This window comes from Streptomyces swartbergensis (genome assembly GCF_002148965.1).
GTDB lineage: Bacteria > Actinomycetota > Actinomycetes > Streptomycetales > Streptomycetaceae > Streptomyces > Streptomyces swartbergensis.
The window spans coordinates 15,113-39,333 of sequence record NZ_NGFN01000020.1 but is presented as its reverse complement, the minus strand read 5'-3'; the positions used below and the strand labels follow the sequence as shown (position 1 = coordinate 39,333).

The window sequence follows — 24,221 nt, the reverse complement described above, 5'->3', positions numbered from 1 at the left end:
CATGTGTGGCATCGCAGGTACGTACCGCTGGCCGGACGGGAAGGCCGTGACCGACCGGCTCACCGACACCCTCGCCCACCGCGGTCCGGACGGGGCGGGCCGCTACGGCCACCCCGCCGGTGACGGCGAAGTGCACCTCGGGCACCGCCGACTGGCCATCATCGACCTGTCCGAGACCGGCGCCCAGCCCATGGTCTCGGACGGCCTCGCCCTGACGTACAACGGCGAGCTGTACAACGCGCCCGAGCTGCGTGCCGAGCTGGCAGCCGCCGGGGTGCGCTTCCGTGGCACCTCCGACACCGAGGTGCTCCTTGAGGCCTGGCGGCGCTGGGGCACGGACTGCCTGCCCCGGCTGCGCGGCATGTTCGCGTTCGGGATCTTCGACGAGCGCACCGGTGAACTGGTACTGGTCCGCGACCAGTTGGGCATCAAGCCGCTGTTCCTGCTCCGGCGCGGCGCGGGCCTGGCGTTCGCCTCCGAGCTCAAGGCGCTCGCCGCCGCGGCCGGCGGGAAGCTGGCGGTCGACCACGCGGCGCTGGTGGCCTCGCTGCTGTACTACTGGGTGCCGGACTCGCGCTGCGCGTTCCGGGAGGCGGAGAAGCTGCCGCCCGGGAGCTGGATGAGGTTCCGGCCCGACGGCCGGGTGGAGCGCGGCCGGTACTGGAACCTCCGGGACGTCGCCCACGAGGCCCGGGACAGTGAACCACCGGACCTCGCCGCCGTCGTCGAGGAGTCGACCCGGCGCCACCTGCTCTCCGACGTCCCCGTGGCGACGTTCCTCTCCGGCGGCCTCGACTCCAGCTACCTGACCGCCCTCGCGGCCCGCCACCAACCCGGGATCTCCGCCTACACGATCGGATTCCGCGCCGAGGACGCCAAGTTCGAGGCGATGCCGGACGACCTGCGCTACGCGCGGCAGGTGGCCCAGCGGTTCGGCGTCGACCTGCACGAGATCGAGATCGCCCCGAACGTGCTCGACCTGCTGCCGCGGATGACGTACCACCTGGACGAGCCGATCGGCGATCCCGCCGCGATCAACACGTACCTGATCTGCTCGGCCGCCCGGGAGGCCGGGATCAAGGTGATGCTCTCGGGGATGGGCGCCGACGAGCTGTTCGCCGGGTACCGCAAGCACCTGGCCAACCTGCTCGCGCTGCGCTACCAGCGCGTCCCGCGACCCCTGCGGCACGGTCTGTCCGGGGCCGTGAACCGGCTGCCCGTCGCCACGTCCCGCCGGGGGTACCGGTCGGTGCGCTTCGCGAAACGGTTCCTCTCCTTCGCCGGCCTGCCGGAGGAGACCGCGTTCCGGCGCAGCTACACCATGTACGACCAGGACGAGTTGCTCGCCCTGATCGATCCGGACCTGGCCCAGGCGGTCGACGACGTGCTCACCGAGCATGCGGACACCTACCAGGACAACGACCTCGACGACTTCGTCAACCGCATGTGCCTGACCGACGCCCGGATGTTCCTGCCGGGCCTGAACCTCACGTACACGGACCGGTCGAGCATGGCCGCGTCGACCGAGGTGCGGGTGCCGTACGTGGACGTCGAGGTGGTCAGGGCGGCGTTCGCCGTGCCCGGCGATCGCAAGATCGTCGGACGACAGGGCAAGGCCGTCCTCAAGGAGGCGGCCGCCTCGGTCCTGCCCCGGGAGATCGTGTACCGGCCCAAGGGCCTGTTCAGCGCCCCGCTGCGTGCCTGGATGAGCCGGGATCTGGCACCGCTGGTGCGCGAGGTGGTCAACGACGGCGTGCTCGTCCGTTCCGGGTTGCTGCGCCGCGACGCGCTGGCACGGATGGTCGCCGAGGACGCCGCCGGGCAGCGGGACTTCTCCAAGCATCTCTGGCACGTACTGACCCTCGAGTACTGGTATCGCGACGCGACCTCTGGGTCCGGCCAGAGCACTCGGTAGACGGCTTAGGAATCAGAGGAGTTCGGGTGAAACAGGTTGTGCAGAACTACAAGAGCGGCGAGCTGGCGGTGCTCGACGTGCCGGTGCCGGAGTGCAAGCCGGGCGGTGTGCTGGTCCGCAGCGCCTTCTCGCTGATCTCCACCGGGACCGAGCTCATGAAGGTGTCCGAGGCCGGCATGTCGATGCTGGGCAAGGCCCGTTCCCGCCCGGACCAGGTGGCCAAGGTCATGCAGAGCGTGGCCACCAACGGGGTGCCCGCCACCTACCGCAAGGTGATGGGCAAGTTGGACTCCTACACGCCGCTGGGCTACTCGCTGTGCGGGGTGGTCGAGCAGGTCGGCGCCGGGATCGAGGACGTGGCGGCCGGTGACCTCGTGGCCTGCGCCGGCAATGAGCACGCGCTGCACGCCGAGCTGAACTGGGTGCCGAAGAACCTCTACGCCCGGGTGCCGGACGGCCTCGCGCCGCGGCACGCGGCCTTCGGCACCGTCGGGTCCATCGCGTTGCAGGGCGTCCGCCAGGGCGAACCGCAGCTCGGTGAAGTGGCACTGGTCATCGGCCTCGGGCTGATCGGGCAGCTGGTGGTGCAGCTCCTCGCCGCCTCGGGAGTCCGCGTCGTCGGTGCCGACCCCGACCCGGTGCGCTGCGAGCTCGCCGAGCGCCTGGGTGCCGCGGCCGCCGGCGATCCGGCGTCAGCGGCCGTGGAAGCCTCCGTCGCCGAACTCACCGGTGGGCACGGCGTGGACCAGGTGTACCTGGCGGCCGGCGGCGGCAGCAACCAGCCCGTCGAGCTGGCCGCGCGGCTCTGCCGGGACCGCGGCCGGGTCGTCGACATCGGCAAGTGCCGCCTGGACCTGCCGTGGAACGCGTACTACGAGAAGGAACTCGACGTCCGCTTCTCCCGGTCGTACGGCCCCGGGCGCTACGACCCGGAGTACGAGCTGGAGGGCCGGGACTACCCGATCGGCTACGTGCGCTGGACCGAGCGCCGCAACCTGGCGTGCTTCCTCGATCTCCTCGCCCGTGGCAGCGTCGACGTGGAGCCCTTGATCTCCCACATCGCCGACTTCGACGACGCCGTCGAGACGTACCAGAGCCTGAAGGACGGCGAACTGAAGGCCGTGGCCGTGCTGTTCCGGTACCCCCGACGGGCGGGGGAAGCGGAGGCCCCCGCGGTCGCCGTGCCCGCGRTGAACGTGAAGCCGATACCGGCCCGGACCGCCAGGACGCCGGTGCGCCTCGCGTTCGTCGGCGCGGGAAACTACGCGACGTCGATGCTGCTGCCGCACCTGGTGCAGCGCGACGGCGTCGAGTTGTCCACGGTCGTCACCACGACGGCGCTGTCCGCGGCCAACGCGCGGCGCACGTTCGGCTTCGCCGAGGCGACCACCGACCTCGACGCCGTGCTCGGCGACAAGTCCATCGACGCGGTCTTCGTCGTCACCCGGCACAGCTCGCACGCCGAACTGACCCGGCGGGCACTCCTCGCCGGCAAGACCGTGTTCGTGGAGAAGCCCCTGGCCCTCACCGAGGACGAGCTGGCCGGCGTACTCGCGGCGGTGGAGGAGTCCGGCAACGACCGGCTCCAGGTGGGCTTCAACCGCCGGTTCGCACCGCTGCTGCGGGAGGCCCGGCGGCGGTTCGGCGCCCGGACCGGTCCGGCGAACCTCCGCTACCTGGTCAACGCGGGCCGCCTGCAGCACGGCAGCTGGTACCTCCAGCAGGGCAGAGAGGGCTCGCGGTTCGCCGGCGAGGGCGGACACTTCATCGACACGGCGAGCTGGCTGCTCGATGCCGACCCGGTCTCGGTGTACGCGGTCGCCACGTCCGGCAACGAGGACCTCCAGGTCGTGCTGCGCTACCCGGACGGGTCCACCGCCACCATCAGCTACGTCACCACCGGCCCGGCAGGCTTCCCCAAGGAGACGCTGGACCTGGTCGCGGACGGCCGTGCGCTGCGGCTCGACGACTTCGTCCGTGCCTCGCTGTATCTGGACGGCAGGGCCGGCCGCAAGCGGTGGGTCAGTTCGCGGCTGCCCAAGGCCCGGGACAAGGGCCAGAACGCCGAGCTGGCCGCGTTCGTCAAGGCCGTGCGGACCGGCGGGCCGATGCCGGTGCCGCTCGACTCTCTGGTCGCCACCACGGCGGCCACCCTCGCCGTGCAGACCGGACTCGCGGGCGGTGCGCCGGTGACGCTGGCGAGGGCGCGATGACCATGAGCGCGGGCTGGTACCTGCGGCGGCTGTCCCGGATGGGACCGCGGGAGGTCGGCGGCCGGGCGGTCGACGCGGTGCGCAGACGGCGGTGGCGGTCGGCGCGGCCGGCCTGCCCGAGCGTGACCGGCGCCCGGTTCACCGCGGTCCTGCCCGCCGGGACGATCGCCGCGATACCTCCGGACGCCGCGAAACGCCTCATCGCCGAGGCGGACCGGCTGATGTACGGGCACGCCGAGTACTTCGGGGTGGTCCGCGACGACCTGGCCGACCCGGACTGGTGGTACGACCCCAGGACCGGGCGCCGGGCTCCGTGGGGCTACGCCTTCGACGTGCCGTACCGGAACGAGGACGCCGTCGGTGACATCAAACAGATCTGGGAGCTGTCCCGGCATCAGTACCTCACCGTGCTCGCCGCCGCCTACGCCATCACCGGGAACGAGCGGTACGCCGAGCGCGTGGCCGAGCACCTGCGGTCGTGGTGGGCGGCCAACTCACCGCTGCGCGGCGTGCACTGGATCAGCGGCATCGAGCTGGGCATCCGGCTGCTGTCCTGGGTGTGGATCCGCCGGCTGCTCGACGGCTGGCCGGGCGCGGCCGGACTGTTCGAGGGCAACTCGGTCGCGGTGAACCAGATCTGGCACCACCAGCGCTGGCTGGCCGCCTTCCCCAGCCGGGGCTCTTCGGCGAACAACCACGTCATCGCCGAGGCCGCCGGGCAGTTCGCAGCGGCCTGCGCGTTCGGGTGGTTCCCCTCCTCGGAGCGTTGGCGAGCCGACGCGCTGCGGTCGCTGGAGCGGCATCTGCGCAGCAACACCTTCGACTCCGGTCTCAACCGCGAGCTGGCCACCGAGTATCACGGACTGGTGCTGGAACTCGGCCTGGCCGCCGTGGCCGAGGCGGATGCCGCAGGGGTGCCGGTCCCCGCGTCGATCCGGACGGTGCTGCTGCGGATGACCGACACGCTCGCGGCCGTCGTGGACAGCCGCCTACGGCCGCCGCGCCAGGGGGACGCGGACGACGGGCACGGTCTGGTCGTGGACGGCGCGGGCACCGACCGCTGGGCCTCGCTGCTGGCCACCGGGGACGCCGTGTTCGGCCGGCTGGCCTGGTGGCCGACGGTGACCGGCACCGATGTGCGCACCCCGCTGCTGGCCGCGCTCATCAAGCCCGCTGAACTGTCCGTGATTCGTCCGGCAACCCGGCCGGCCCACTTCGCCGACGCGGGCATGACCATCCTGCGTGGTCCGGGAGAGATCTGGTGCCGCTGCGACGGTGGTCCGCACGGCTTCCTGTCCATCGCCGCGCACGCCCACGCGGACGCGCTGTCCGTGGAGGTCCGGCACGACGGGGTCGACGTGCTCGCCGACCCGGGGACGTTCTGCTACCACGGGCAGCCCGAGTGGCGGCAGTACTTCCGGTCGACCCTCGGCCACAACACCCTGCAGCTGGACGGCACCGACCAGTCCGTCTCCGGCGGCCCGTTCCTGTGGATCCGGCATGCCAGGAGCCGCGTCCTGACCGCGGACACCTCCGGCGAGGGGGTGGCCCACTGGTGTGCCGAGCACGACGGTTACCAGCGCTCCGTGCACCGCCGCCGGGTGGAGCTGACGGCCGCGAGCCAGGAGCTGAGGGTGGTCGACGAGGTGCGCGGCCCGAGCCGGGACGTACGCCTGGCGTTCCACCTCGGCCCGGCGATCGCCGCGGACCTGGTGGGGAACCGGGCCGTGCTCACCTGGATCCGGGACGGCGAGGGGCGCTCCGCGGTGCTCGATTTGCCCGGGCAGTTGTCCTGGCGGGCGCATCGCGGCGAGACCGACCCGCCGCTGGGCTGGTACTCCGCCGGATTCGGGCGCAGGGAACCCAGCACCACGCTGGTCGGCACCGGCTTCGCCGAGGGCGCGGAGGGCTTCACCACCGTGCTCAGGTTCCGCGGCTAGGGGGGCGCGTGGGGATCAGGAGGCGGCACTGGGCGTGGGCGGCGGCACCGCTGGCGCTGGCCCTGGCGGCGGCGACCGGCTGTGAGAGCACGAACACGAGCACGCCGGGCGCCCGGGCCAGGCCGACCGCAGCGCCGTCGTCCACGCCCGTGGCGCGGGTGTGCGCCAAGCCCGCGGCCGGGCCGGCGAAGGCGCCGGCGGGCGCGGTGACGGTCGACCCCGCGGTGGTCGGTGACCTGGTAGCGAAGACCAAGAACAACCCCCCGAACACCACGTTCTGGCTTCGACCGGGCAAGCACAGGCTCGACCCGGACCGCTACGCCCAGGTCGTCCCCAAGGAGGGGAACCGCTACCTCGGCGCGCCGGGCGCGGTGCTCGACGGCCGGAAGACGAACCAGTACGCGTTCGGCGGCACCGCCCGCGACGTCACCATCCGCCACCTGACCGTGCAGCGTTTCGTCGCGCCGCACGACGAGGGCGTGGTCAATCATGACTCGGCCGACGGGTGGGTGATCGAGCACGCGACGATCCAGTACAACTCCGGCGCCGGGCTGATGGCCGGTGCCCGCCAGCGGGTCCGCGCCTGTTGCCTGCGCGGCAACGGTCAGTACGGCATGAACGCGTACAAGGCCGAAGGCCGTCTCAGCGGTCTGGTGGTCGAGGGCAACGAGATCGTGGGCAACAACACCGGCGACTGGGAGCGGCGGCGGAAGGGCTGCGGCTGCACCGGGGGCGTGAAGTTCTGGGCCGTCGACGGCGCCGACGTGCGCGGCAACTGGGTGCACCACAACCGCGGAACGGGGTTGTGGGCGGACACCAACAACAACGACTTCCGCATCGAGAACAACGTGGTCGAGGCCAACGACGGTGCCGCGCTGATCTACGAGACCAGCTACAACGCCGTCATCCGGAACAACACGATCCGGCGGAACAACTGGGTCGAGGGCCGCAGGGAAGCCGACCGCGGCGACACCTTCCCGTTCGCGACGGTCTACCTGTCCGAGTCCGGCGGCGAACCACGGATCCGAGCCCGCACGGACAAGATCGAGATCTACCGGAACGTGCTGGAGAACAACTGGTCCGGGATCACCCTGTGGGAAAACGCCGACCGGTTCTGCAACAGCCCGGCCAACACCTCGTCCGGTGACTGCACTTTGCTGGTGCGGGACACCGACCGCTGCGCGAAGCCGGCGATCGCCGAGCCACCGCTCTACGCCGACTGCCGGTGGAAGACCCAACGGGTGGACATCCACGGCAACCGCTTCGTGCTGGACAAGTCCGTCGTCAAGTGCACCGTGAAGTGCGACCGCATGGCGGTGCTGGCCAACTACGGCACCTATCCGGACTGGTCGCCGTACCAGGGCGAGAAGGTGGCTGAGGCGATCACCCACAAGCAGGGCAACCGCTGGCACGACAACGTCTACCTCGGACCGTGGAAGTTCGTCGCCCACGACCCGAGCCGGGTGCTCGACTTCGGGCAGTGGCAGGGCACGCAGTACCAGCAGGACGCGGGCAGCACCCTCGCCCCACGGGCCGGTGGCTGAGATGGGCGGGGACCTGTGGCGCGGTGGGCTGCCGGGCGGACCGGCCACGGCGGACACGCAGCCCGGCGCCGAACCGCGTCCGGCCGGCACACCGAGGATCGTCGGCATCGTCTGGGGGCTGCTGATCCTCAACACGCTCGGCTCCGCCGGGGCGAAGACCATCATCCCGCTGCCCCGCTCCCTCATCCAGATGGTCACCATGGGTGCGCTGGTCGCAGCGTTCGCACTGGCCCTCGCGGTGAATCTCCGGCTGCGCATCCGAGCCGGCGCCTTCATGTTCCTGCTCACCCTGCTGCTGGTGCCGAGCGTGATCTCCAGCGCGCACCTGGAGTCCGGGTTCGGCGCGCTGTTCCGCTGCGCCCGGCTGGCTCTCTTCGTCGGCACGCTCTGGCTGCTCAGCCGCTGGTGGGACGGCGGCCTGACGTTCGTCCGGCACCACATCCGGATGTACTTCGCGGTGCTCGGGTCGGTGGCCGTCGGCCTGGTCATCTCACCGGGCGCGGCCCTGCCCGAGCTCTACGGCGGGCGGCTGGTCGGCGCGTTGTGGCCGCTCACCCCGCCGCAGATCGGACAGTACGCGGCGGTGATCATCGGGCTCACCGTGCTGCTCGTACTGGGCCGCCGGACCGACAGGGGCAGCGCGGCGGTGGTCATCGTGCCGTCACTCGTCCTGCTCGCGCTGACCCACACCCGGACGGCCACGCTGGGCCTGCTCATCGGACTGACGCTGGCGATCGGCTCGCTCGTCCTGACCAGCGCCGCGGCCCGCCGGTTCTTCACCTGCGCGGTGCTGTGCGCCGCGGTGGCCGCGGTGGGGTTCGGCTCCGCGCTCCAGGCCTGGTTCCTGCGCGGACAGAGCCAGGAGCACTTCACCAGCCTCACCGGCCGGGCCAAGGTCTGGGACGCCCTGCTGGCGGCGCCCCGGACGACCGCGAACCAAGTGTTCGGCGTGGGCCTGGGCGACAAGTCGTTCGGCGGGCTGCCGATCGACAACAGCTGGCTGGCCGCCTACCACGAGCAGGGTCTGACCGGGGTCGCCCTGGTGGCGGCGATCCTCATCGCTCTGGGCGGCGTCGCGTTGCTGAGGCCACCGTCGCTGTCGAGGGCCTGCGCCATCTTCCTGATCAGCTACTGCGCGATCGCGTCGTACACCGAGGCCGGCCTCGGCGACGCCTCACCGTATCTGCTGCACCTGGCCGTTGCCGCCTCGCTCCTCGCGGCACCTGCCCCGGCCGCTCCTCCCGACGCCCGGAATCCCTCGACCACGCATCCCGGGCCGGCCCGGAGAGCGGAGGTGACCTGAGCATGCACGTCCTCGTGGTGCACAACCGCTACGCCTCGGCGCAGCCGAGCGGGGAGAACAAGGTCGTCGACCAGGAGGTGGAGCTGCTGCGCGGGGCCGGCCACCGGGTCGAGGTGTTCGAGCGGCGCAGTGACGACATCGCCGCCCGGTCCCTCCTGGCCAAGGCCGCGGTGCCGCTCCTGGTGCCGTGGAACCCGGCGGTCCGCGCGGAACTCGCCGCCCGGCTTCGCACCGAGCGACCGGACGTGGTCCACGTCCACAACGTCTTCCCGCTCCTGTCGCCCGCGGTGCTGGCCGCCTGCGCCGACGCCGGCGTGCCCGCCGTCGCCACGCTGCACAACTACACCCAGGTCTGCCCGCCCGGCACGCTTCAGCGGGACGGCCGACCGTGCACCGAGTGCGTCGGGGCGGCCCCGCTGCCCGCCGTCCGGCACGGCTGCTACCGGAGTTCCCGACTGGCGACGGTTCCGCTCGCGGTCAGCCTGTCGGTCAACCGGCGGCGGTGGTGGTCCGGCGTGGAGCGGTTCTTCTGCATCTCCGCGGCACAGCGCGACGTCCTGGTGCGGTCCGGCATGCCGGCCGAGCGGCTGGCGGTGAAGCACAACTTCGTGCCGGAGCCGGGCGCCCGTCGGGCAGGCGCCGGCGAGCACGTGCTCTACCTCGGCCGGCTCGCGGAGGCCAAGGGTGTACGGCTGCTCATGACCGCGTGGGACGAGATCGCCGCGAGCGGCGGGGTCGGCGTACCGCTCGTGATCGCCGGCGCGGGGCCACTGGAACGGGAGGTGACCGCCTGGGCGGCGGGCCGGGACGACGTGCGCTACATCGGCCTGTTGGGCCCGGCGCAGTGCAGGCAGGCCATCGCGCGGTCGGTCGCCGTGGTGGCTCCCTCGACGTGGCTGGAGGCGTTCGGCCTGGTGGTCGTGGAGGCGATGGCGGCAGGGGTCCCGACCGTCGCGGCCGGTCACGGCGCCTTCGTCGAACTCGTCGAGGACGGCGTGACCGGGCTGCTGCACCGGCCGGGCGAGCCCGCCTCGCTCGCGTCCTGCCTACGCCGGATCACGGCCGAACCGGCCCGCAACCGGGAGATGGGTGAGGCGGCCCGGCGCCGTTACGAGCAGGACTTCAGCCCGGCCGTCGGGCTGGAGCGACTGGTGGAGGGGTACCGCACCGCGATCGCGGGGCGGACGAAAACAATGGGGGGCAATAGATGACACGATGCCGACTCTGCGGCTCGGCGGCGCTGGCGAGCGTCGTCGATCTCGGGGCGACACCACCATGCGAGAGCTTTCTCGCCGCGGACCGACTGGACCAGCCGGAGCCTGCGTACCCGCTGCACCTGCGGGTCTGCACCGACTGCTGGCTCGCGCAGATCCCGCCGCTGATCACGCCGGAGGAGACGTTCAAGGAATACGCGTACTTCTCCTCGTACTCCACCTCCTGGGTGGAGCACGCGCGCACGTTCGTCGCCGACGCCGTACAGCGCCTCGCTCTCGGCCCCGACGCCTTCGTGGTCGAGGTCGCGAGCAACGACGGATACCTGCTGAAGCACGTCGTGGGCCAGGGGATCCGCTGCCTCGGCATCGAGCCGTCGGTGAACGTCGGTGCCGCGGCACGCGAGGCGGGCGTGCCCACGCTCACGGAGTTCCTGGACCCGGCCACCGGCGCCGCCGTCCGCGCCGAACACGGCCCGGCGGACCTGGTCGTGGCCAACAACGTGTACGCGCACATCCCCGACGTGGTCGGGTTCACCCAGGGGCTGCGCGCCCTGGTCGCCGACGACGGCTGGGTCTCCATCGAGGTGCAGCACCTGTTGACCCTGATCGAGGAGAACCAGTACGACACGATCTACCACGAGCACTTCCAGTACTACACGGTCGCCGCCGCGATCCGGGCCCTGGCGAGCGGTGGACTCGCGCTCGTGGACGTCGAGTTGCTGCCCACACACGGAGGCTCCGTCCGGCTGTGGGCCCGGCCGGCCGAGGTGGCCGGCGAGCCGAGCCGACGGGTGGCCGACGTGCTGGACCGGGAGAAGGCCGCCGGGCTGCAGGAGCTGTCCGGGTACACCGAGTTCTCCACCCGGGTGGCCAAGGTGCGCCGGGACCTGCTGCGGTTCCTCATCGAGGCGGCCGAGCGAGGCGAGACGGTCGTCGGCTACGGCGCCCCCGGCAAGGGCAACACCCTGCTCAACCACTGCGGCATCCGGCCCGACCTGCTCCCGTACACGGTCGACCGCAACCCCTACAAGCACGGCAGGTTCACCCCGGGCACCCGCATCCCGATCCTGCCGCCCGAGCAGATAGCCGCCGACAGACCGGACTACGTCCTCGTCCTGCCGTGGAACCTGCGGGACGAACTCGTCGAGCAACTGTCCTTCGTGCACGACTGGGGCGGCCGGCTGGTCATTCCCATCCCGGAACTGAGCATTGTCGAGGTCAAGGCATGAAGGTCGTTCTGTTCTGCGGCGGTTACGGGATGCGGATGCGGAGCGGTGCCGCGGACGACGTGCCCAAGCCGATGGCGATGGTCGGCCCCAGGCCGCTGATCTGGCACGTCATGCGCTACTACGCGCACTTCGGGCACACGGAGTTCATCCTGTGTCTCGGGTACGGGGCCCACCACATCAAGGACTTCTTCCTCAACTACGAGGAGACCACGTCCAACGACTTCGTGCTGCGGGGCGGGCGGACCGAGCTGCTGTCCACCGACATCGCCGACTGGACGATCACGTTCGCGCAGACCGGCATCGAGTCACCGATCGGGGAGCGGCTGCGCCGGGTGCGCCACCACCTGGACGGCGACGAGATGTTCCTCGCCAACTACGCCGACGTGCTCACCGACGCCCCGCTGCCGGAGATGATCGACCGGTTCGCCCGGCGCGACGCCGGTGCGTCGATGATGGTGGTGCCGCCGCAGTCCTCGTTCCACTGCGTGGACCTGGGCGAGGACGGCCTGGTGGGGGGCATCACCGCGGTGAGCGAACTGCCGCTGTGGGAGAACGGCGGCTACTTCGTGCTCCGCCAGGAGGTCTTCGACCACATCCCGGAGAACGGGGACCTGGTCGCCGACGGATGCGCCCAACTGGCCAAGCGCGGACGGCTGGTGGCGCATCAGCACCGCGGCTTCTGGAAGCCGACCGACACCGTCAAGGAGCGGGCCGCGCTCGACGACGCCTACGCCCGGGGCGACCGCCCGTGGGCCGTGTGGGAACGGGACGGCGCGGGGGTGAGCGCGTGATCCGGCTCGGGGCCGGGCACCTGGACCGGATCGTGGCGGTGGGAGCGCACTGCGACGACATCGCCATCGGCGCCGGCGGCACGCTGCTGACGCTGTGCCGTGCGCGCCCGGGTATCCGCGTCGACGCGCTCGTGCTCTCCGGCGGCGGAAGTGAGCGGGAGCAGGAGGAGCAGGCCGCGCTCGCCGCCTTCTGCCCGGGCGCCGAACTGCGGCTGACCGTGCACAAGCTGCCGGACGGCCGGCTGCCCGTGCACTGGGAGGAGGCCAAGGCCGCGGTCGAGGAACTGCGCGGGCAGACCGAGCCGGATCTGATCCTGGCCCCGCGCACCGACGACGCGCACCAGGATCACCGCGGCCTGGCGCAGTTGATACCCACCGCGTTCCGCGACCACCTGGTCCTCGGCTACGAGATCGTCAAGTGGGACGGCGATCTCAGCCGTCCGGCGGCGTACCAGCCGCTGTCGCCGGAGATCGCCGAACGGAAGGTGCGGCTGCTGCAGGAGCACTACCCCTCGCAGCGCCACCGGCCCTGGTACGACCGGGAGGCCTTCCTCGGCCTGGCCCGGATCCGCGGCATCGAATGCCACGCGCGCTACGCCGAGGCGTTCACCGCCACCAAACTCACGCTCAACCTGGGGGGTTGAACCATGCGCGTACTGCTGACCGGACACCAGGGCTACCTGGGCACCGTGATGGCCCCGGTCCTCGCGGCCGCCGGACACGAGGTCGTCGGCCTCGACGCCGGCCTGTTCGCCGACTGCGTCCTCGGCCCGCCGCCCGCCGACCCGCAGGGGCATCGGGTGGACCTGCGCGACGTCACGGCCGACCACGTGGCCGGGGTGGACGCCGTGATCCACCTGGCCGCCCTGTCCAACGACCCGCTGGGATCGCTGGCGCCGGAGCTCACCTACGACATCAACCACCACGCGTCCGTACGGCTGGCCCGGCTGGCCCGCGACGCCGGAGTGGGGCGCTTCCTGTACGCGTCGACCTGCTCGGTCTACGGCGCCGCCGGCGGCGACGACCTGGTGACCGAGAACGCCCCGCTGCGCCCGGTGACGCCGTACGCGGAGTCCAAGGTGCGGGTCGAGGACGACCTGCACGCGCTGTCCGACGGCGACTTCACCCCCGTGTTCATGCGCAACGCCACCGCCTTCGGCTACTCACCCCGGCTGCGCGCCGACATCGTGCTGAACAACCTGGTGGGTCACGCGCTCCTGTCCGGCGAGGTGCTGGTGCTCTCCGACGGCACTCCCTGGCGCCCGCTGGTGCACGCCGCCGACATCGCCCGGGCCTTCACGGCCGCACTGACCGCGCCGCGCGAAGCCGTGCACGACCGGGCGTTCAACATCGGCAGCGAGATCAACAACGTCACGGTCGCCGAGATCGCCGAGCAGGTCGCCGAGGCGGTGTCCGGCGCGAAGGTCGTGATCACCGGGGAGACCGGGGCCGATCCGCGGTCGTACCGGGTGGACTTCTCCCGGTTCCGCACCGCGATACCCGGCTTCGACTGCGAGTGGACGGTGAAGCAGGGCGCGCTCGAACTCGCCGACGCCTACCGGGAACACGGGCTGACCCGGGAGGACTTCGAGCGACGCTTCACCCGGCTGGCCGTGCTGCGCGCGGCATCCGACGCCGGCGCCGTCGACGACACCCTGCGGTGGCGCCCGTGACCGAGATCGGCCAGGAGATGTACGCGCTGGTGGAGCGGCTGTATCCGCTGTGCCGGAGCATCACCGGCGACGGTGTGCGCGCCACCTTGGACATCGTCGGGGAGTACATCCCGCTCCAGACGCACGAGGTGCCGACCGGCACGCAGGTGCTCGACTGGACCGTGCCGCAGGAGTGGAACATCCGCGACGCGTACATCGCCGACACCACCGGCCACCGGATCGTCGACTTCGCCGCGTCCAGCCTCCACGTACTCGGCTACAGCGTGCCGGTGTCGGCCACCATGCCGCTGGCCGAACTGCGGGAACACCTGCACACCCTGCCGGACCACCCGAGCTGGGTGCCGTACCGCACCAGCTACTACAAGCCGGACTGGGGATTCTGCCTGGCCCAGGACACCCTGGACGCGATGCCGGACGGCGAGTACGAGGTCCGCATCGACTCCACCCTCGCCGACGGCCATCTCACCTACGCCGAGCACGTGGTCCCCGGGCAGGTCCCTGACGAAGTGATCGTCTCCTGCCACGTCTGCCACCCGTCGCTGGCCAACGACAACCTGGCAGGCATCGCGGTGGCGACGTTCCTGGCCCGGGCGCTGGCCCGGCGAACGCCGTACTACACCTACCGGTTCATCTTCGCGCCCGGCACCATCGGGGCGATCACCTGGCTCGCCCGCAACGCTGAGCGGGTGAATGGGGCATCCCCTGCTCTGGGGGCCCCTCCCGGCCGAAGGCTGGGGGAGGAGCCGAGAGCTGGGGGAAGGGTCAAGCACGGCCTGGTGCTGGCCTGCGCCGGTGACTCCGGGCACCTGACGTACAAGCAGAGCAGACGCGGCGACGCGGAGATCGACCGGGTGATGCGGCACGTGCTGACCGCCTCCGAACGCCCGCACCGCGTCACCGAGTTCACTCCGTACGGGTACGACGAGCGGCAGTTCTGCTCGCCCGGGTTCGATCTCGGCGTGGGCTCGCTCAGCCGGACCCCGTACGCCGGCTACCCCGAGTACCACACCTCGGCGGACAACCTGGACTTCGTCTCCCCGGAGGCGATGACGGACACGCTCGCCGTCTGCCGCGAGGCGTTCGCCGTCCTCGACCGCAACCGCCAGTACGTCAACCTCAGCCCGTACGGCGAACCGCAGTTGGGCCGACGCGGGTTGTACGACGCGCTCGGCGGCCGCAGCGACACCAAGCAAACCCAGATGGCCATGCTCTGGGTGCTCAGCCTCTCCGACGGCGAGCACAGTCTGCTGGACGTCGCCGAGCGGTCCGGGTTGCCGTTCGACACCGTCGCGGTCGCGGCCGACGCCCTGCACGGCGCCGGGCTGATCAAGGCATGACGCCGATGACCACCGAGGGGGAGAAGACGAGGCCGGCCACGGCGGCCGCCAGGCGGGCCGTCCTCGGCCGGCTGTCCTGGGGACTGGCCGACCAGGCGGCCTCCAGCATGACCAACTTCGCGGTGGGGATCTACGTGGCACGCTCGCTCGGGCTGGCCGCGTTCGGCGTGTTCAGCCTGGCCTGGGTGACCTACGGCGTGGTGCTCAACGTCTCCCGCGGGCTGGCCACCGACCCGCTCATGGTGCGCTTCAGCGGCGTGCCGGACACGGCCTGGCGCGGGGCGGTGGCCCGGTCGTCGGGTACCGCGCTCGGCGTCGGTGCCGCCCTCGGCGCGGCGTGTCTGGTGGCCGGCGTCGGCGTCGGCGGCCGTGTGGGGCCCGCGTTCGCCTGCCTCGGCGTCGTCCTGCCGGGGCTGCTGCTGCAGGACGCGTGGCGGTTCGCGTTCTTCGCCGCCGGCGCCGGGCGGAAGGCGTTCGTCAACGACCTCGTGTGGGGCGTCGCGCTCGTCCCCGCCATGGTGGTGGCGGCCCGCGTGGGCAGCGTGGCCGCTTTCGTGCTCGCCTGGGGCTCATCCGCCGCGGTGGCCGCCGTGTACGGCTGCTTCCAGTCCGGCATCCGGCCCCGGACGAGCGGAGCCCGCGCGTGGCTGCGCGCGCACCGCGACCTCGGCTACCGGTACCTGGTCGAGAACGTCGGCGTCAGCGGCGCGAGCCAGCTGCGGGCCTACGGGCTCGGCGCGATCGTCGGAGTCAGCGCGGTGGGTGTGATCCGGGGAGCCGAGCTCCTGCTCGGCCCGTTCCTCGCAGTGCTGATGGGGCTGTCACTGGTCACCGTCGCGGAGGCGGCACGGGTGCTGCGGCGGGCCCCGCACCGCCTCGGCCCGTTCTGCCTCCTGCTGGGCGGCGGACAGGCCGTCGCCGCGCTGCTCTGGGGTGGCGCGCTGCTGCTGGTGCCGGACCGGGTCGGCGAACTCGTCCTGGGAGGCGTCTGGCACGCCGCCTCGGAACTCATCGTGCCGGTCACGCTCGGCGTCGCGGGCGCGGGCCTCGGCACCGGCGCGGCGGCCGGGCTGCGCGCGCTCGGCGCGGCCCGGCGCAGCCTGCGCGCCCAGTTGCTCGCCTCCACCTGCTATGTCGGCGGCGGGCTCGGCGGGGCGGTCGCGGCCGGCACGGCCGGCTCGGCCTGGGGCGTCGCCGCAGCGACCGCCTGCGGCTCGGCCGTGTGGTGGCTGCACCTGCGGACCGCCCTGCGCGAGCACCGTCAAAACCCCATCCCCGAAGTGAGGACCTCATGACCGCCCGACCCAGGCTGAGCATCGGCCTGCCCGTGTACAACGGCGAGCAGTACCTCGCCGAGTCGCTCGACGCCCTGCTCGGCCAGACCTACGAGGACTTCGAGCTGGTCATCTCCGACAACGCCTCGACCGACGGGACCCGGGACATCTGCCGCGAGTACGCGGCCCGGGACTCACGCATCCGGTACATCCGCCTGTCGCGGAACATCGGCGCCGCGCCGAACCACAACCATGTGTTCACCGAGTGCCGCGGCGAGCTGTTCAAGTGGGCCTCGCACGACGACCTCTACGCCCGCGACCTGCTGCGGCGCTGCGTTCAGGCGCTGGACGAGCGGCCCGACGTGATCCTCGCGCACGCCGATCAGGCGGTCATCGACGAGGACGGCCGGGTGAAGGTCCCGTACGAGTACACGCTCGCCACCGCCTCGCCGCACGCACCGGAGCGCTTCCGCAGCATGCTGTTCGAGCCCGGCGGCGACGACTTCTACGGGGTGATGCGGGCCGACGTGCTGCGCCGGGTGAAGCCGCACGACAGCTACCACCACGCGGACCGCACGTTCGTCGCCGAGATCGCCCTGCACGGGCCCTTCCACCAGGTGCCGGAGCTGCTGTACTTCCGCCGCGACCACCCCGCCCGCGCCGAGCGGGCGAACCCGTCCAAGCGGTCCCGGTGCGTCAACCTGGACCCGCGCCGGGCCGGCCCGCTGCACCCGACGCCCCGGCTGCTCGCCGAGTACGTCTGGGGCTTCGCCTCGGCGATCCGGCGGGCGCCGTTGTCCCCGGCCGAACGGCGCGCGTGCTACCGCCATCTGGCCGCGTGGATGACCAGCCGGGCCCGGCCGGGCGCCGGCGAGCGGGTCGAGGACCGGGCCCCGGTCGACCCGGGACGGCACACTGCCGCCGTCGACGCCCTCGTCGCCGGCCGTGAGGGGAGGCGGGCATGACCTCGGTGCGGGTGGGGGTGTTCGGCCTCCTCGGCTCCGGCAACCTCGGCAACGACGGGTCGCTCCAGGCCGTGCTCGGGTACCTCCGCGCCGAGCACCCGGAGGCGGTCGTGGACGCGCTGTGCGGCGGACCCGAGGTCGTCTCGGCCCGGTACGGGATCCCCGCGACGCGGCTGCACTGGTACCGCGGGGAGTACCGGACCGCATCGCGTGCGGGCACGATCGCGGCGAAGGGCCTGGGCAAACTCGTCGACGCCGTCCGCACCGCCGCCTGGGTGCGCCGGCACGACGTGGTGATCGTGCCGGGCATGGGCGTCCTGGAGGCCACGCTGCCGCTGCGGCCGTGGGGCTTCCCGTACTCGCTGTTCCTGCTCTGCGCGACCGGCCGGCTGTTCGGCACCCGCGTCGCGCTGGTCGGCGTCGGCGCCGCCGCGATCGGCAACCGGCCGACCCGGGCCCTGGTGCGCTGGTCGGCGCGGCTGGCCACGTACCGGTCGTACCGGGACACCCAGTCCCGCGAGGCGATGCGGGCGATGGGCGTGGACACCACGCGTGACGAGGTCTATCCGGACCTCGCCTTCGCCCTGCCGACGCCGCGGGCGAGCACGCCCACAGAACACGTCCTGAGCCCGCCGGGCCCGGTCTGCGTCGGCGTCATGGCCTTCCACGGCGGCGACGACGACCGTGCCCGGGCCGAGGAGATCCACCGGCGCTACCTCGACGGGACGACCCGCTTCGTCCGCGCGCTGGTGAAGGACGGCAGGCCGGTCCGGCTGCTCACCGGCGACGCGTGCGATGCTCCGGTGGTCGCCGCGATCCTCGACGCGGTGGACTCCCCGCTGGTCACCGCCGCCGAGGCGGCCTCGCTGGCCGACCTGATGAAGGAGACGGCGGCTGCCGACACCGTGGTGGCGACCCGGTACCACAACCTGGTCTGCGCGCTGAAGGCCGGCACACCGACGCTCGCACTCAGCTATGCGGCGAAGAGCGACGCGCTCATGGACCGGATGGGTCTCGGCGCGTACTGCCACCCGGCTCGCGAGGTCGACGCCGACCGGCTGCTGGAGCAGTTCCGGGCGTTGGAGCAGCGGTCGGCGGAGCTGCGACGGACCCTCACCGAGCGGAACCTGGCCGCCGCCCGGCGCCTTGAGGACCAGTTCACCGCCCTGACCGCGGCCCTCTTCCCGGGGACCGACCACGCCCAGACCCACGCCCACGCTCGGCAGGAGGCTCCATGAAAGCGACCGAAGTCCCGGAGATCGCCGGCGCGTACCTGTTCGAGCCGACGCCGTACGCCGACGAGCGGGGCTTCTTCTGCCGCACCTTCGACGCCGACGTGGTCCGCTCCGTGGGCCTCGACCCGAGCGCCTTCGTCCAGGACAGTGTGTCCCGCTCGGCCCGGGGCGTGCTGCGCGGCCTGCACCTGCGCTCCGGCGCCGGTGAGGCCAAGCTGGTGCGGTGCTCGCACGGGAGGATCTTCGACGTCGTCGTGGACCTGCGGACGGACTCGCCGACGTACCGCGACCGGGCCTTCTTCGAGCTGTCCGACGAGACGCAGGCGACCCTGTACATCCCGGCGGGCTGCGCGCACGGCTTCCAGGCGCTGACCGAGACCGCTGACACCTCGTACCGGATCGACCGCCCGCACGATCCGGCCGAGGACGTGACGATCGCCTTCGACGACCCGGAGCTCGCCATTCCCTGGCCGCTGCCGGTCACATCGATGTCCCAGCGGGACCGGGAGGCGACGAGCCTCGCCGAGGTCCTGCAGCAGAAAGAGAGTTGAGGTCGGCGTGGACACCGAAGAGTTCCAACTGCCCCGGTCGCGGACGGCGAACGAGCGGCTGCACGCCATGATCCCCGGGGGCGCGCACACCTACGCCAAGGGCGACGACCAGTACCCCGAGAACCTGGCCCCGGTCATCAGCCACGGCCACGGTGCCCACGTGTGGGACATCGACGGCAACCGCTACATCGAGTACGGCTCCGGCCTGCGGTCGGTCAGCCTCGGCCACGCCCACCCACGCGTGATCGAAGCGGTGCGGCGGGAACTCGACCGCGGTAGCAACTTCGTCCGGCCGTCCATCGTGGAGGTAGAGGCCGCGGAACGCTTCCTGGCCACGGTGCCGACCGCCGAGATGGTGAAGTTCGCGAAGAACGGCTCCGACGCCACCACCGCCGCGGTGCGCCTCGCCCGCGCCGCCACCGGGCGCCCGCGGGTGGCCCTGTGCGCCGACCATCCGTTCTTCTCCGTCGACGACTGGTTCATCGGCACCACGCCGATGTCCGCCGGCATCCCGGCCGCGACCACCGACCTCACCGTGTCGTTCCCCTACGGCGACTTGGCCGCCACCGAGGAGCTGCTCACCCGCCACCAGGACGAGATCGCCTGCCTGATCCTCGAACCCGCCACCCACACCGAGCCGCCGCCCGGGTACCTCGCCGGCCTGCGCGAGCTGGCCGACCGGCACGGCTGCGTCCTGATCTTCGATGAGATGATCACCGGCTTCCGCTGGTCCGAGGCGGGCGCCCAGGGCCTGTACGGCGTCGTCCCCGACCTCTCCACGTTCGGCAAGGCGCTGGGCAACGGGTTCGCCGTCTCCGCGCTGGCCGGGCGCCGCGATCTGATGGAGCGGGGCGGACTGCGTCACTCCCGGGACCGGGTGTTCCTGCTGTCCACCACGCACGGTGCGGAAACGCACTCACTGGCAGCCGCGATGGCCGTGCAGACCACCTACACCGAGGAGGGCGTCACCGCGCGGCTGCACGCCCTCGGCGAGCGGTTGGCCGCCGGTGTTCGCGACGCCGCGGCGAGCATGGGCGTCGGCGACCACATCGTCGTCCGGGGCCGGGCCAGCAACCTGGTCTACGGCACCCTCGACGAGAACCGGCAGCCGTCGCAGCCGTACCGCACCCTGTTCCTGCGCCAACTCCTCGTTGGTGGGGTGCTCGCCCCGTCGTTCGTGGTGAGCAGCGCGCTCAGCGACGCCGACATCGACCGCACCGTCGAGGCGGTGGCCCAGGCATGTGCGGTGTACCGGAAGGCACTGGACGCCGCCGACCCCACCCCCTGGCTGGCGGGGCGGCCGGTGAAGCCCGTGTTCCGCCGCTTGGCGTGACGTGACTGAGGTGACGTGAGGTGACGCGCCTAAGTGACGTAACGTCAGCGGCGCTCCCGCCGACCGGCGTCTGCCATCCGGTCGACCAGCCGGTCAGCCATATGGTCGACCAGCCACGCGGTCGCCGGTATCACCGCGAGAGCGGTGCACCAGCCGCCGAGGACGTCGGTCGGGTAGTGCGCGCCCAGGGCGACCTGCGCCCAGCCCATGGCGGCGCCGGCCGCCAGCGCCGCGGCGATCACGAGTAACGTGCCGGCCGTCCTGCCGAGGCCGAGCCGGCCGGCCGCGAGCAGCGCCACCATGAGAGCGAGCGCGGTGAGGAAGGCGGTGTGCCCGCTCGGATAGGACAGGTTGCCGTCGCCGTGGATGGTGCGTCCCACCAGGGACTTGAGCACCGTCGTCGTCCCCACGGCCAGGGCCGCGCCGGCAACGATGAACACCGCCGCGCGAGGACGCCGAAGCAGCAGGCAGCCTGCCACGGTGGCCACGACCAGCATCGCAGCTCCGGCGGGCTCTGCCAGGAAGTCCGTGGCCAGAGCGACGCGCCGCCACGGCGGCCGCACGGTGTCCGCCGTCGGCTGGGTGATCCATGTGTCCACCCCGGCGGCCTCGCTGTGACCGGCGTACAGGACCCCGAACACGACGACCACCAGCGCGGCGAGGACCGCGACCAGCCCGAGCCACGCGCGCAGCGACGGGGGCAGCACCGCGGGCGCCGGCCGGCCGGTCACACGCCCACCGCGTCCGGTCGACCTGCGGGAGTCACCTTCTCGTCCGCTGTGCGCAGCGTCCCGTCAGGCACGAACTGGGCTGGGCCGACTTCCGGTTCCGCTCCGGCCAGGCGATCCAACGCGAACTCCCCCCGGGTCGTGTCCCACCAACCCCCAGCGACCATGACCGCGCCGTGCCATGGCTTCGAGATCAGCTTCCCTCGTCACCCTAACCAACAAGCCGGTCGCGGCAGGCCGCCGTGGTGGATGCGCGGTGCGTGGTTTCCAGAGAGCGTCGGCCAGTACGTGGGGGTCGTGGTGGCCCTTGCAGCGCGGGCGGTTTCCTGTCGCGGCCGTTCTCGCCCGTCGATCGGGAACCGCACAGCGTCAGCGTTTCCCGCGCCTGCGTGCGCCGTCAGTGGGCCGTTGGTCACCCGCCTGGTCCGGACGGCCATGGGGACGGGCTGCCGTGGTTGGTGGGCGGGCAGGGACGACGACGCCCCGGTCGGTGGACCGCCGTCGTCACCGACCGGGCCGTGCGTTGCGGCTCGCGACCAGGCCCGACTCACCGCCCGAACCCGTAGGTTCTTCCACCGCCGCCCGCCGGCCACACATCAGCCGCGGCTACACGTGGAACGAGTCCACCTCGTACTTCGTGCCGTCCGCGAGAGCGTAGGAGAAGCGCGCCGAGACGTAGTCCTGGCGCCATGACAGGGATGTGCACTGCCCTGTCGTCTCCAGACCTGACGCCAAGCCCTTCAAGCCACCACGGCACTCGCCACCCATCCCGCGGTTGATACGGGAGCCGGCGAAATGGAAAGAGTGTCGCCGCCCGACTCCGACGTGGCCTCCCGGCCATGACCTCGATAAGGTCAGGCGACCGGGGACCGTCCGGGCAGGCCGGGCGCGTGTCCTCACCTCCGGAGACAGGTTGTCGATGCGTCTGCATCCAGGCGAGACCGAGGCCGTTGGCTGGCGGGTGGTGACCGTGGTCGACGCCGTCCGGCAGCTGCGCGATGCATCACCCGACGTCACCGGACGTCCGCGGGTGATCGCGATCGACGGCCGGGGCGGCGCCGGCAAGACGACCCTGGCCGAGCGGCTACGCAAGGTGGTGCCCAACTCCGCCGTCGTGCACACCGACGACATCGCCTGGAACCATGCCTGCTTCGACTGGGCCGCCGTGCTCGTCGAGAACATCCTGCGACCCCTGCACCGGGGTGAGGCGGTGGACTTCCGCCCTGCTGCCTGGATCACCCACGACCGGCCCGGATCGATCACGATCCCCGCCGGTGCCGACTTCATCTGGGTCGAGGGCACCGGCATCATCCGCGAAGAACTTGCCCCGTGGTTGGACGCCTCGGTGTGGATACAGGGTGACCTCGATGAGCAGGAGCGCTTGTTGGCCGTCCGCGACGGTGACTCCCCCGAGCAGCGGAAGCACGTGGCGAACTGGCTGCTGGAGGAACTGCCGTTCATGTTGCGAGAACAGCCGTGGGCCCGGGCCACCATGATCGTCGCCGGCCCTCCGCAGATCGACCACGACCCGGACACCGAGTTGGTCGTCGCCCCGCCGACCAGCCCTTAGCCCGACTGGCGTCACAACAAACCGGCATCGCAAACTCGGTCAGAGGTCGACGACCAGCGTCTCACCGACCTGCCAGAAGCAGTCACCAGGACGATCTCGTCGGCCGGACGGTCGAGAAGTGCTTCGCGGACGGCGTTCATTTCCCGAATTTGATCTCGAATTTGATCTTCGAGGACAGGAAGAACAGCGCTGCCGTCGCCGCGATGAGACTTCCGGCCAGTTCTTCGTAGGCCTGGAAGTAGGTGATGGGGATGCCGATCGCACAGGCTGCTCCGACCAGGTCCATGGTGGTCTTCCCGCTTCCGGGCGGCCCCCACAGGATCGCCGACACCAGCCGCCCCTGCTCCACCATGCGCCCGATGGGGGCGTCGGGCGCGAGCAGGTGCTCCTGTCCGACGACGCCCTCCAAGGCGCGCGGCCGCAGCCGGTCGGCCGGCGGGCGCTGCGCGTCGGTGTCCTCGTCGAGCAGGGACGGCCTCTGTGCTTCGTGGTTCATGGACGGGTCCTTGTGCGAGGCGCGCGAGGCGGTCGTGGTGAGCGGCCGGGTCGTCATCAGTCGGTGATGCCGCCGTAGGCGATGACCTTGGCGGGGCGCAGGCGGACGACGAGTTCGCCGGGGACGGCATTGCGCCTGCCGAATGCCTCGGCCCGCTCCGCACCCATGTACCGGGCGCCTGCCCGGGTGGCGACGTCGAGGAGTTCGCCCAGGTCCTCGCTGAGCGTCACCTCGCCGCGCGCTTCGACATACGCGAAGGGTGGGGCGTCGTCGGCGACGCAGAGGGAGGCGCGGGGATCACGGCGCAGGTTGCGGGCCTTGGCCGTGGTGTCGCCCGTGGTGAACAGGAAGTCCTCGCCGTCGAAGACGTACCAGACGGGGGTGATGTTCGGGGTGCCGTCGGCCCCGACGGTGGCGAATCGTCCGGTGGGCGCGCCGCGGGTGACGAAGGCGTGCCATTCCTCGGTCGACATGGAGTGCATGGGTGGTCCTTGTCCGTTCCTTGTCGGTGCGTCTGTGGGGCCGTGGTCGGTCGGTGGTCATCCGGGACGGCGGTTGCGCGGAACCGTCTCCAGGACCAGGTGGTAGGAGTCGTCGACGAGTTCGGCGACCAGATCCGCGGTGACGCCCCGGCCGGCTCCTACGGAGATCCAGTGCCGTTTGTCGAGGTAGCGGCCCCGGGTGATCCATGGGTGTTCGCCTTGCAGCAGGCGCCCGTACTCGGGTTGCGCCTTGACGGTGACGATGCGTTCGTCCGGGTCGTCGGTGACGATCAGGAAGACCTTGCCCGCCACCTTGTAGACGTCCAACTGCTCGGTGAACGGGCGCCCGTGGCTGACCCCGGGCAGCGCGAGGGCCGTGTCGCGCGCGGTGTCCTGGAGCTGCTCGCCGCTGAGGGACATGACGCGGG

General features: G+C 71.8%; 21 protein-coding genes. 17 read left to right on the top strand and 4 right to left on the bottom strand.

Annotation, left to right across the window (positions count from 1 at the left end):
* The first annotated feature begins 1 nt into the window (after position 1).
* Genes asnB through CA983_RS05710 form a run of 16 tightly spaced genes read left to right on the top strand, consistent with a single transcriptional unit; the run spans position 2 to position 20,517 of the window.
* Complete coding sequence (gene asnB, locus CA983_RS05785; protein ID WP_086599801.1) at positions 2 to 1,915, top strand: asparagine synthase (glutamine-hydrolyzing); 1,914 nt, start codon at positions 2 to 4, stop codon at positions 1,913 to 1,915.
* Positions 1,916 to 1,941: 26 nt separating this feature from the next.
* On the top strand, positions 1,942 to 4,128 hold the full coding sequence (locus tag CA983_RS05780) for a bi-domain-containing oxidoreductase (protein WP_086599800.1): 2,187 nt from the start codon (positions 1,942 to 1,944) through the stop codon (positions 4,126 to 4,128).
* Complete coding sequence (locus tag CA983_RS05775; protein ID WP_086599799.1) at positions 4,125 to 6,068, top strand: alginate lyase family protein; 1,944 nt, start codon at positions 4,125 to 4,127, stop codon at positions 6,066 to 6,068. The genes CA983_RS05780 and CA983_RS05775 overlap by 4 nt, the downstream gene beginning before the upstream one ends.
* Before the next feature lie 8 nt (positions 6,069 to 6,076).
* Positions 6,077 to 7,612: a right-handed parallel beta-helix repeat-containing protein gene (locus CA983_RS05770; RefSeq protein WP_086599798.1), complete on the top strand. Its 1,536-nt coding sequence runs from the start codon at positions 6,077 to 6,079 to the stop codon at positions 7,610 to 7,612.
* A 1-nt stretch (position 7,613) separates the two neighbouring features.
* Complete coding sequence (locus CA983_RS05765) at positions 7,614 to 8,915, top strand: hypothetical protein (protein ID WP_107500202.1); 1,302 nt, start codon at positions 7,614 to 7,616, stop codon at positions 8,913 to 8,915.
* Positions 8,916 to 8,917: 2 nt separating this feature from the next.
* Positions 8,918 to 10,126: a glycosyltransferase gene (locus CA983_RS05760; RefSeq protein WP_086599797.1), complete on the top strand. Its 1,209-nt coding sequence runs from the start codon at positions 8,918 to 8,920 to the stop codon at positions 10,124 to 10,126.
* Complete coding sequence (locus tag CA983_RS05755) at positions 10,123 to 11,358, top strand: class I SAM-dependent methyltransferase (RefSeq protein WP_086599796.1); 1,236 nt, start codon at positions 10,123 to 10,125, stop codon at positions 11,356 to 11,358. The genes CA983_RS05760 and CA983_RS05755 overlap by 4 nt, the downstream gene beginning before the upstream one ends.
* Positions 11,355 to 12,149, top strand: coding sequence for a glycosyltransferase family protein (locus CA983_RS05750; RefSeq protein ID WP_086599795.1), 795 nt, complete (start codon positions 11,355 to 11,357; stop codon positions 12,147 to 12,149). The genes CA983_RS05755 and CA983_RS05750 overlap by 4 nt, the downstream gene beginning before the upstream one ends.
* Positions 12,146 to 12,793 carry a PIG-L deacetylase family protein gene (locus CA983_RS05745; RefSeq protein WP_086599794.1) on the top strand — a complete coding sequence of 216 codons (648 nt, stop codon included), beginning with the start codon at positions 12,146 to 12,148 and terminating at the stop codon, positions 12,791 to 12,793. Before CA983_RS05750 ends, CA983_RS05745 begins: the two co-directional genes overlap by 4 nt.
* 3 nt (positions 12,794 to 12,796) lie before the next feature.
* Complete coding sequence (locus CA983_RS05740) at positions 12,797 to 13,822, top strand: NAD-dependent epimerase/dehydratase family protein (RefSeq protein ID WP_086599793.1); 1,026 nt, start codon at positions 12,797 to 12,799, stop codon at positions 13,820 to 13,822.
* Positions 13,810 to 15,159, top strand: a complete 1,350-nt coding sequence (locus CA983_RS05735) for a DUF4910 domain-containing protein (protein ID WP_086599792.1) — start codon at positions 13,810 to 13,812, stop codon at positions 15,157 to 15,159. The genes CA983_RS05740 and CA983_RS05735 overlap by 13 nt, the downstream gene beginning before the upstream one ends.
* 5 nt (positions 15,160 to 15,164) lie before the next feature.
* Positions 15,165 to 16,454 carry an MATE family efflux transporter gene (locus tag CA983_RS05730; RefSeq protein ID WP_086599791.1) on the top strand — a complete coding sequence of 430 codons (1,290 nt, stop codon included), beginning with the start codon at positions 15,165 to 15,167 and terminating at the stop codon, positions 16,452 to 16,454.
* Complete coding sequence (locus tag CA983_RS05725) at positions 16,451 to 17,398, top strand: glycosyltransferase family 2 protein (RefSeq protein ID WP_086599790.1); 948 nt, start codon at positions 16,451 to 16,453, stop codon at positions 17,396 to 17,398. Before CA983_RS05730 ends, CA983_RS05725 begins: the two co-directional genes overlap by 4 nt.
* Positions 17,395 to 18,636 carry a polysaccharide pyruvyl transferase family protein gene (locus CA983_RS05720; protein WP_086599789.1) on the top strand — a complete coding sequence of 414 codons (1,242 nt, stop codon included), beginning with the start codon at positions 17,395 to 17,397 and terminating at the stop codon, positions 18,634 to 18,636. The genes CA983_RS05725 and CA983_RS05720 overlap by 4 nt, the downstream gene beginning before the upstream one ends.
* Positions 18,633 to 19,184 (top strand): dTDP-4-dehydrorhamnose 3,5-epimerase, encoded by a 552-nt coding sequence (gene rfbC / locus CA983_RS05715; protein ID WP_086599788.1) that lies wholly within the window; start codon positions 18,633 to 18,635, stop codon positions 19,182 to 19,184. The genes CA983_RS05720 and rfbC overlap by 4 nt, the downstream gene beginning before the upstream one ends.
* A gap of 7 nt (positions 19,185 to 19,191) precedes the next feature.
* Entirely contained in the window at positions 19,192 to 20,517 is a 1,326-nt protein-coding gene (locus CA983_RS05710) for a glutamate-1-semialdehyde 2,1-aminomutase (protein WP_086599787.1), read from the top strand.
* A gap of 44 nt (positions 20,518 to 20,561) precedes the next feature.
* Here CA983_RS05710 and CA983_RS05705 read toward each other — a convergent pair whose 3' ends face one another.
* Positions 20,562 to 21,248, bottom strand: a complete 687-nt coding sequence (locus CA983_RS05705) for a phosphatase PAP2 family protein (RefSeq protein WP_086599786.1) — start codon at positions 21,246 to 21,248, stop codon at positions 20,562 to 20,564.
* A 916-nt stretch (positions 21,249 to 22,164) separates the two neighbouring features.
* Between CA983_RS05705 and CA983_RS05700 the strand changes: the two genes are divergently transcribed.
* Complete coding sequence (locus CA983_RS05700) at positions 22,165 to 22,815, top strand: uridine kinase family protein (protein WP_086599785.1); 651 nt, start codon at positions 22,165 to 22,167, stop codon at positions 22,813 to 22,815.
* A 136-nt stretch (positions 22,816 to 22,951) separates the two neighbouring features.
* Here the strand turns inward: CA983_RS05700 and CA983_RS47640 are convergent, their stop codons facing one another.
* Genes CA983_RS47640 through CA983_RS05685 form a run of 3 tightly spaced genes read right to left on the bottom strand, consistent with a single transcriptional unit; the run spans position 22,952 to position 24,213 of the window.
* Positions 22,952 to 23,368, bottom strand: a complete 417-nt coding sequence (locus CA983_RS47640) for a P-loop NTPase family protein (protein WP_244206658.1) — start codon at positions 23,366 to 23,368, stop codon at positions 22,952 to 22,954.
* Positions 23,368 to 23,793 carry a PPOX class F420-dependent oxidoreductase gene (locus CA983_RS05690; RefSeq protein ID WP_086599784.1) on the bottom strand — a complete coding sequence of 142 codons (426 nt, stop codon included), beginning with the start codon at positions 23,791 to 23,793 and terminating at the stop codon, positions 23,368 to 23,370. Before CA983_RS05690 ends, CA983_RS47640 begins: the two co-directional genes overlap by 1 nt.
* 57 nt (positions 23,794 to 23,850) lie before the next feature.
* Positions 23,851 to 24,213, bottom strand: coding sequence for an MmcQ/YjbR family DNA-binding protein (locus CA983_RS05685; RefSeq protein WP_086599783.1), 363 nt, complete (start codon positions 24,211 to 24,213; stop codon positions 23,851 to 23,853).
* Positions 24,214 to 24,221: the final 8 nt, after the last annotated feature.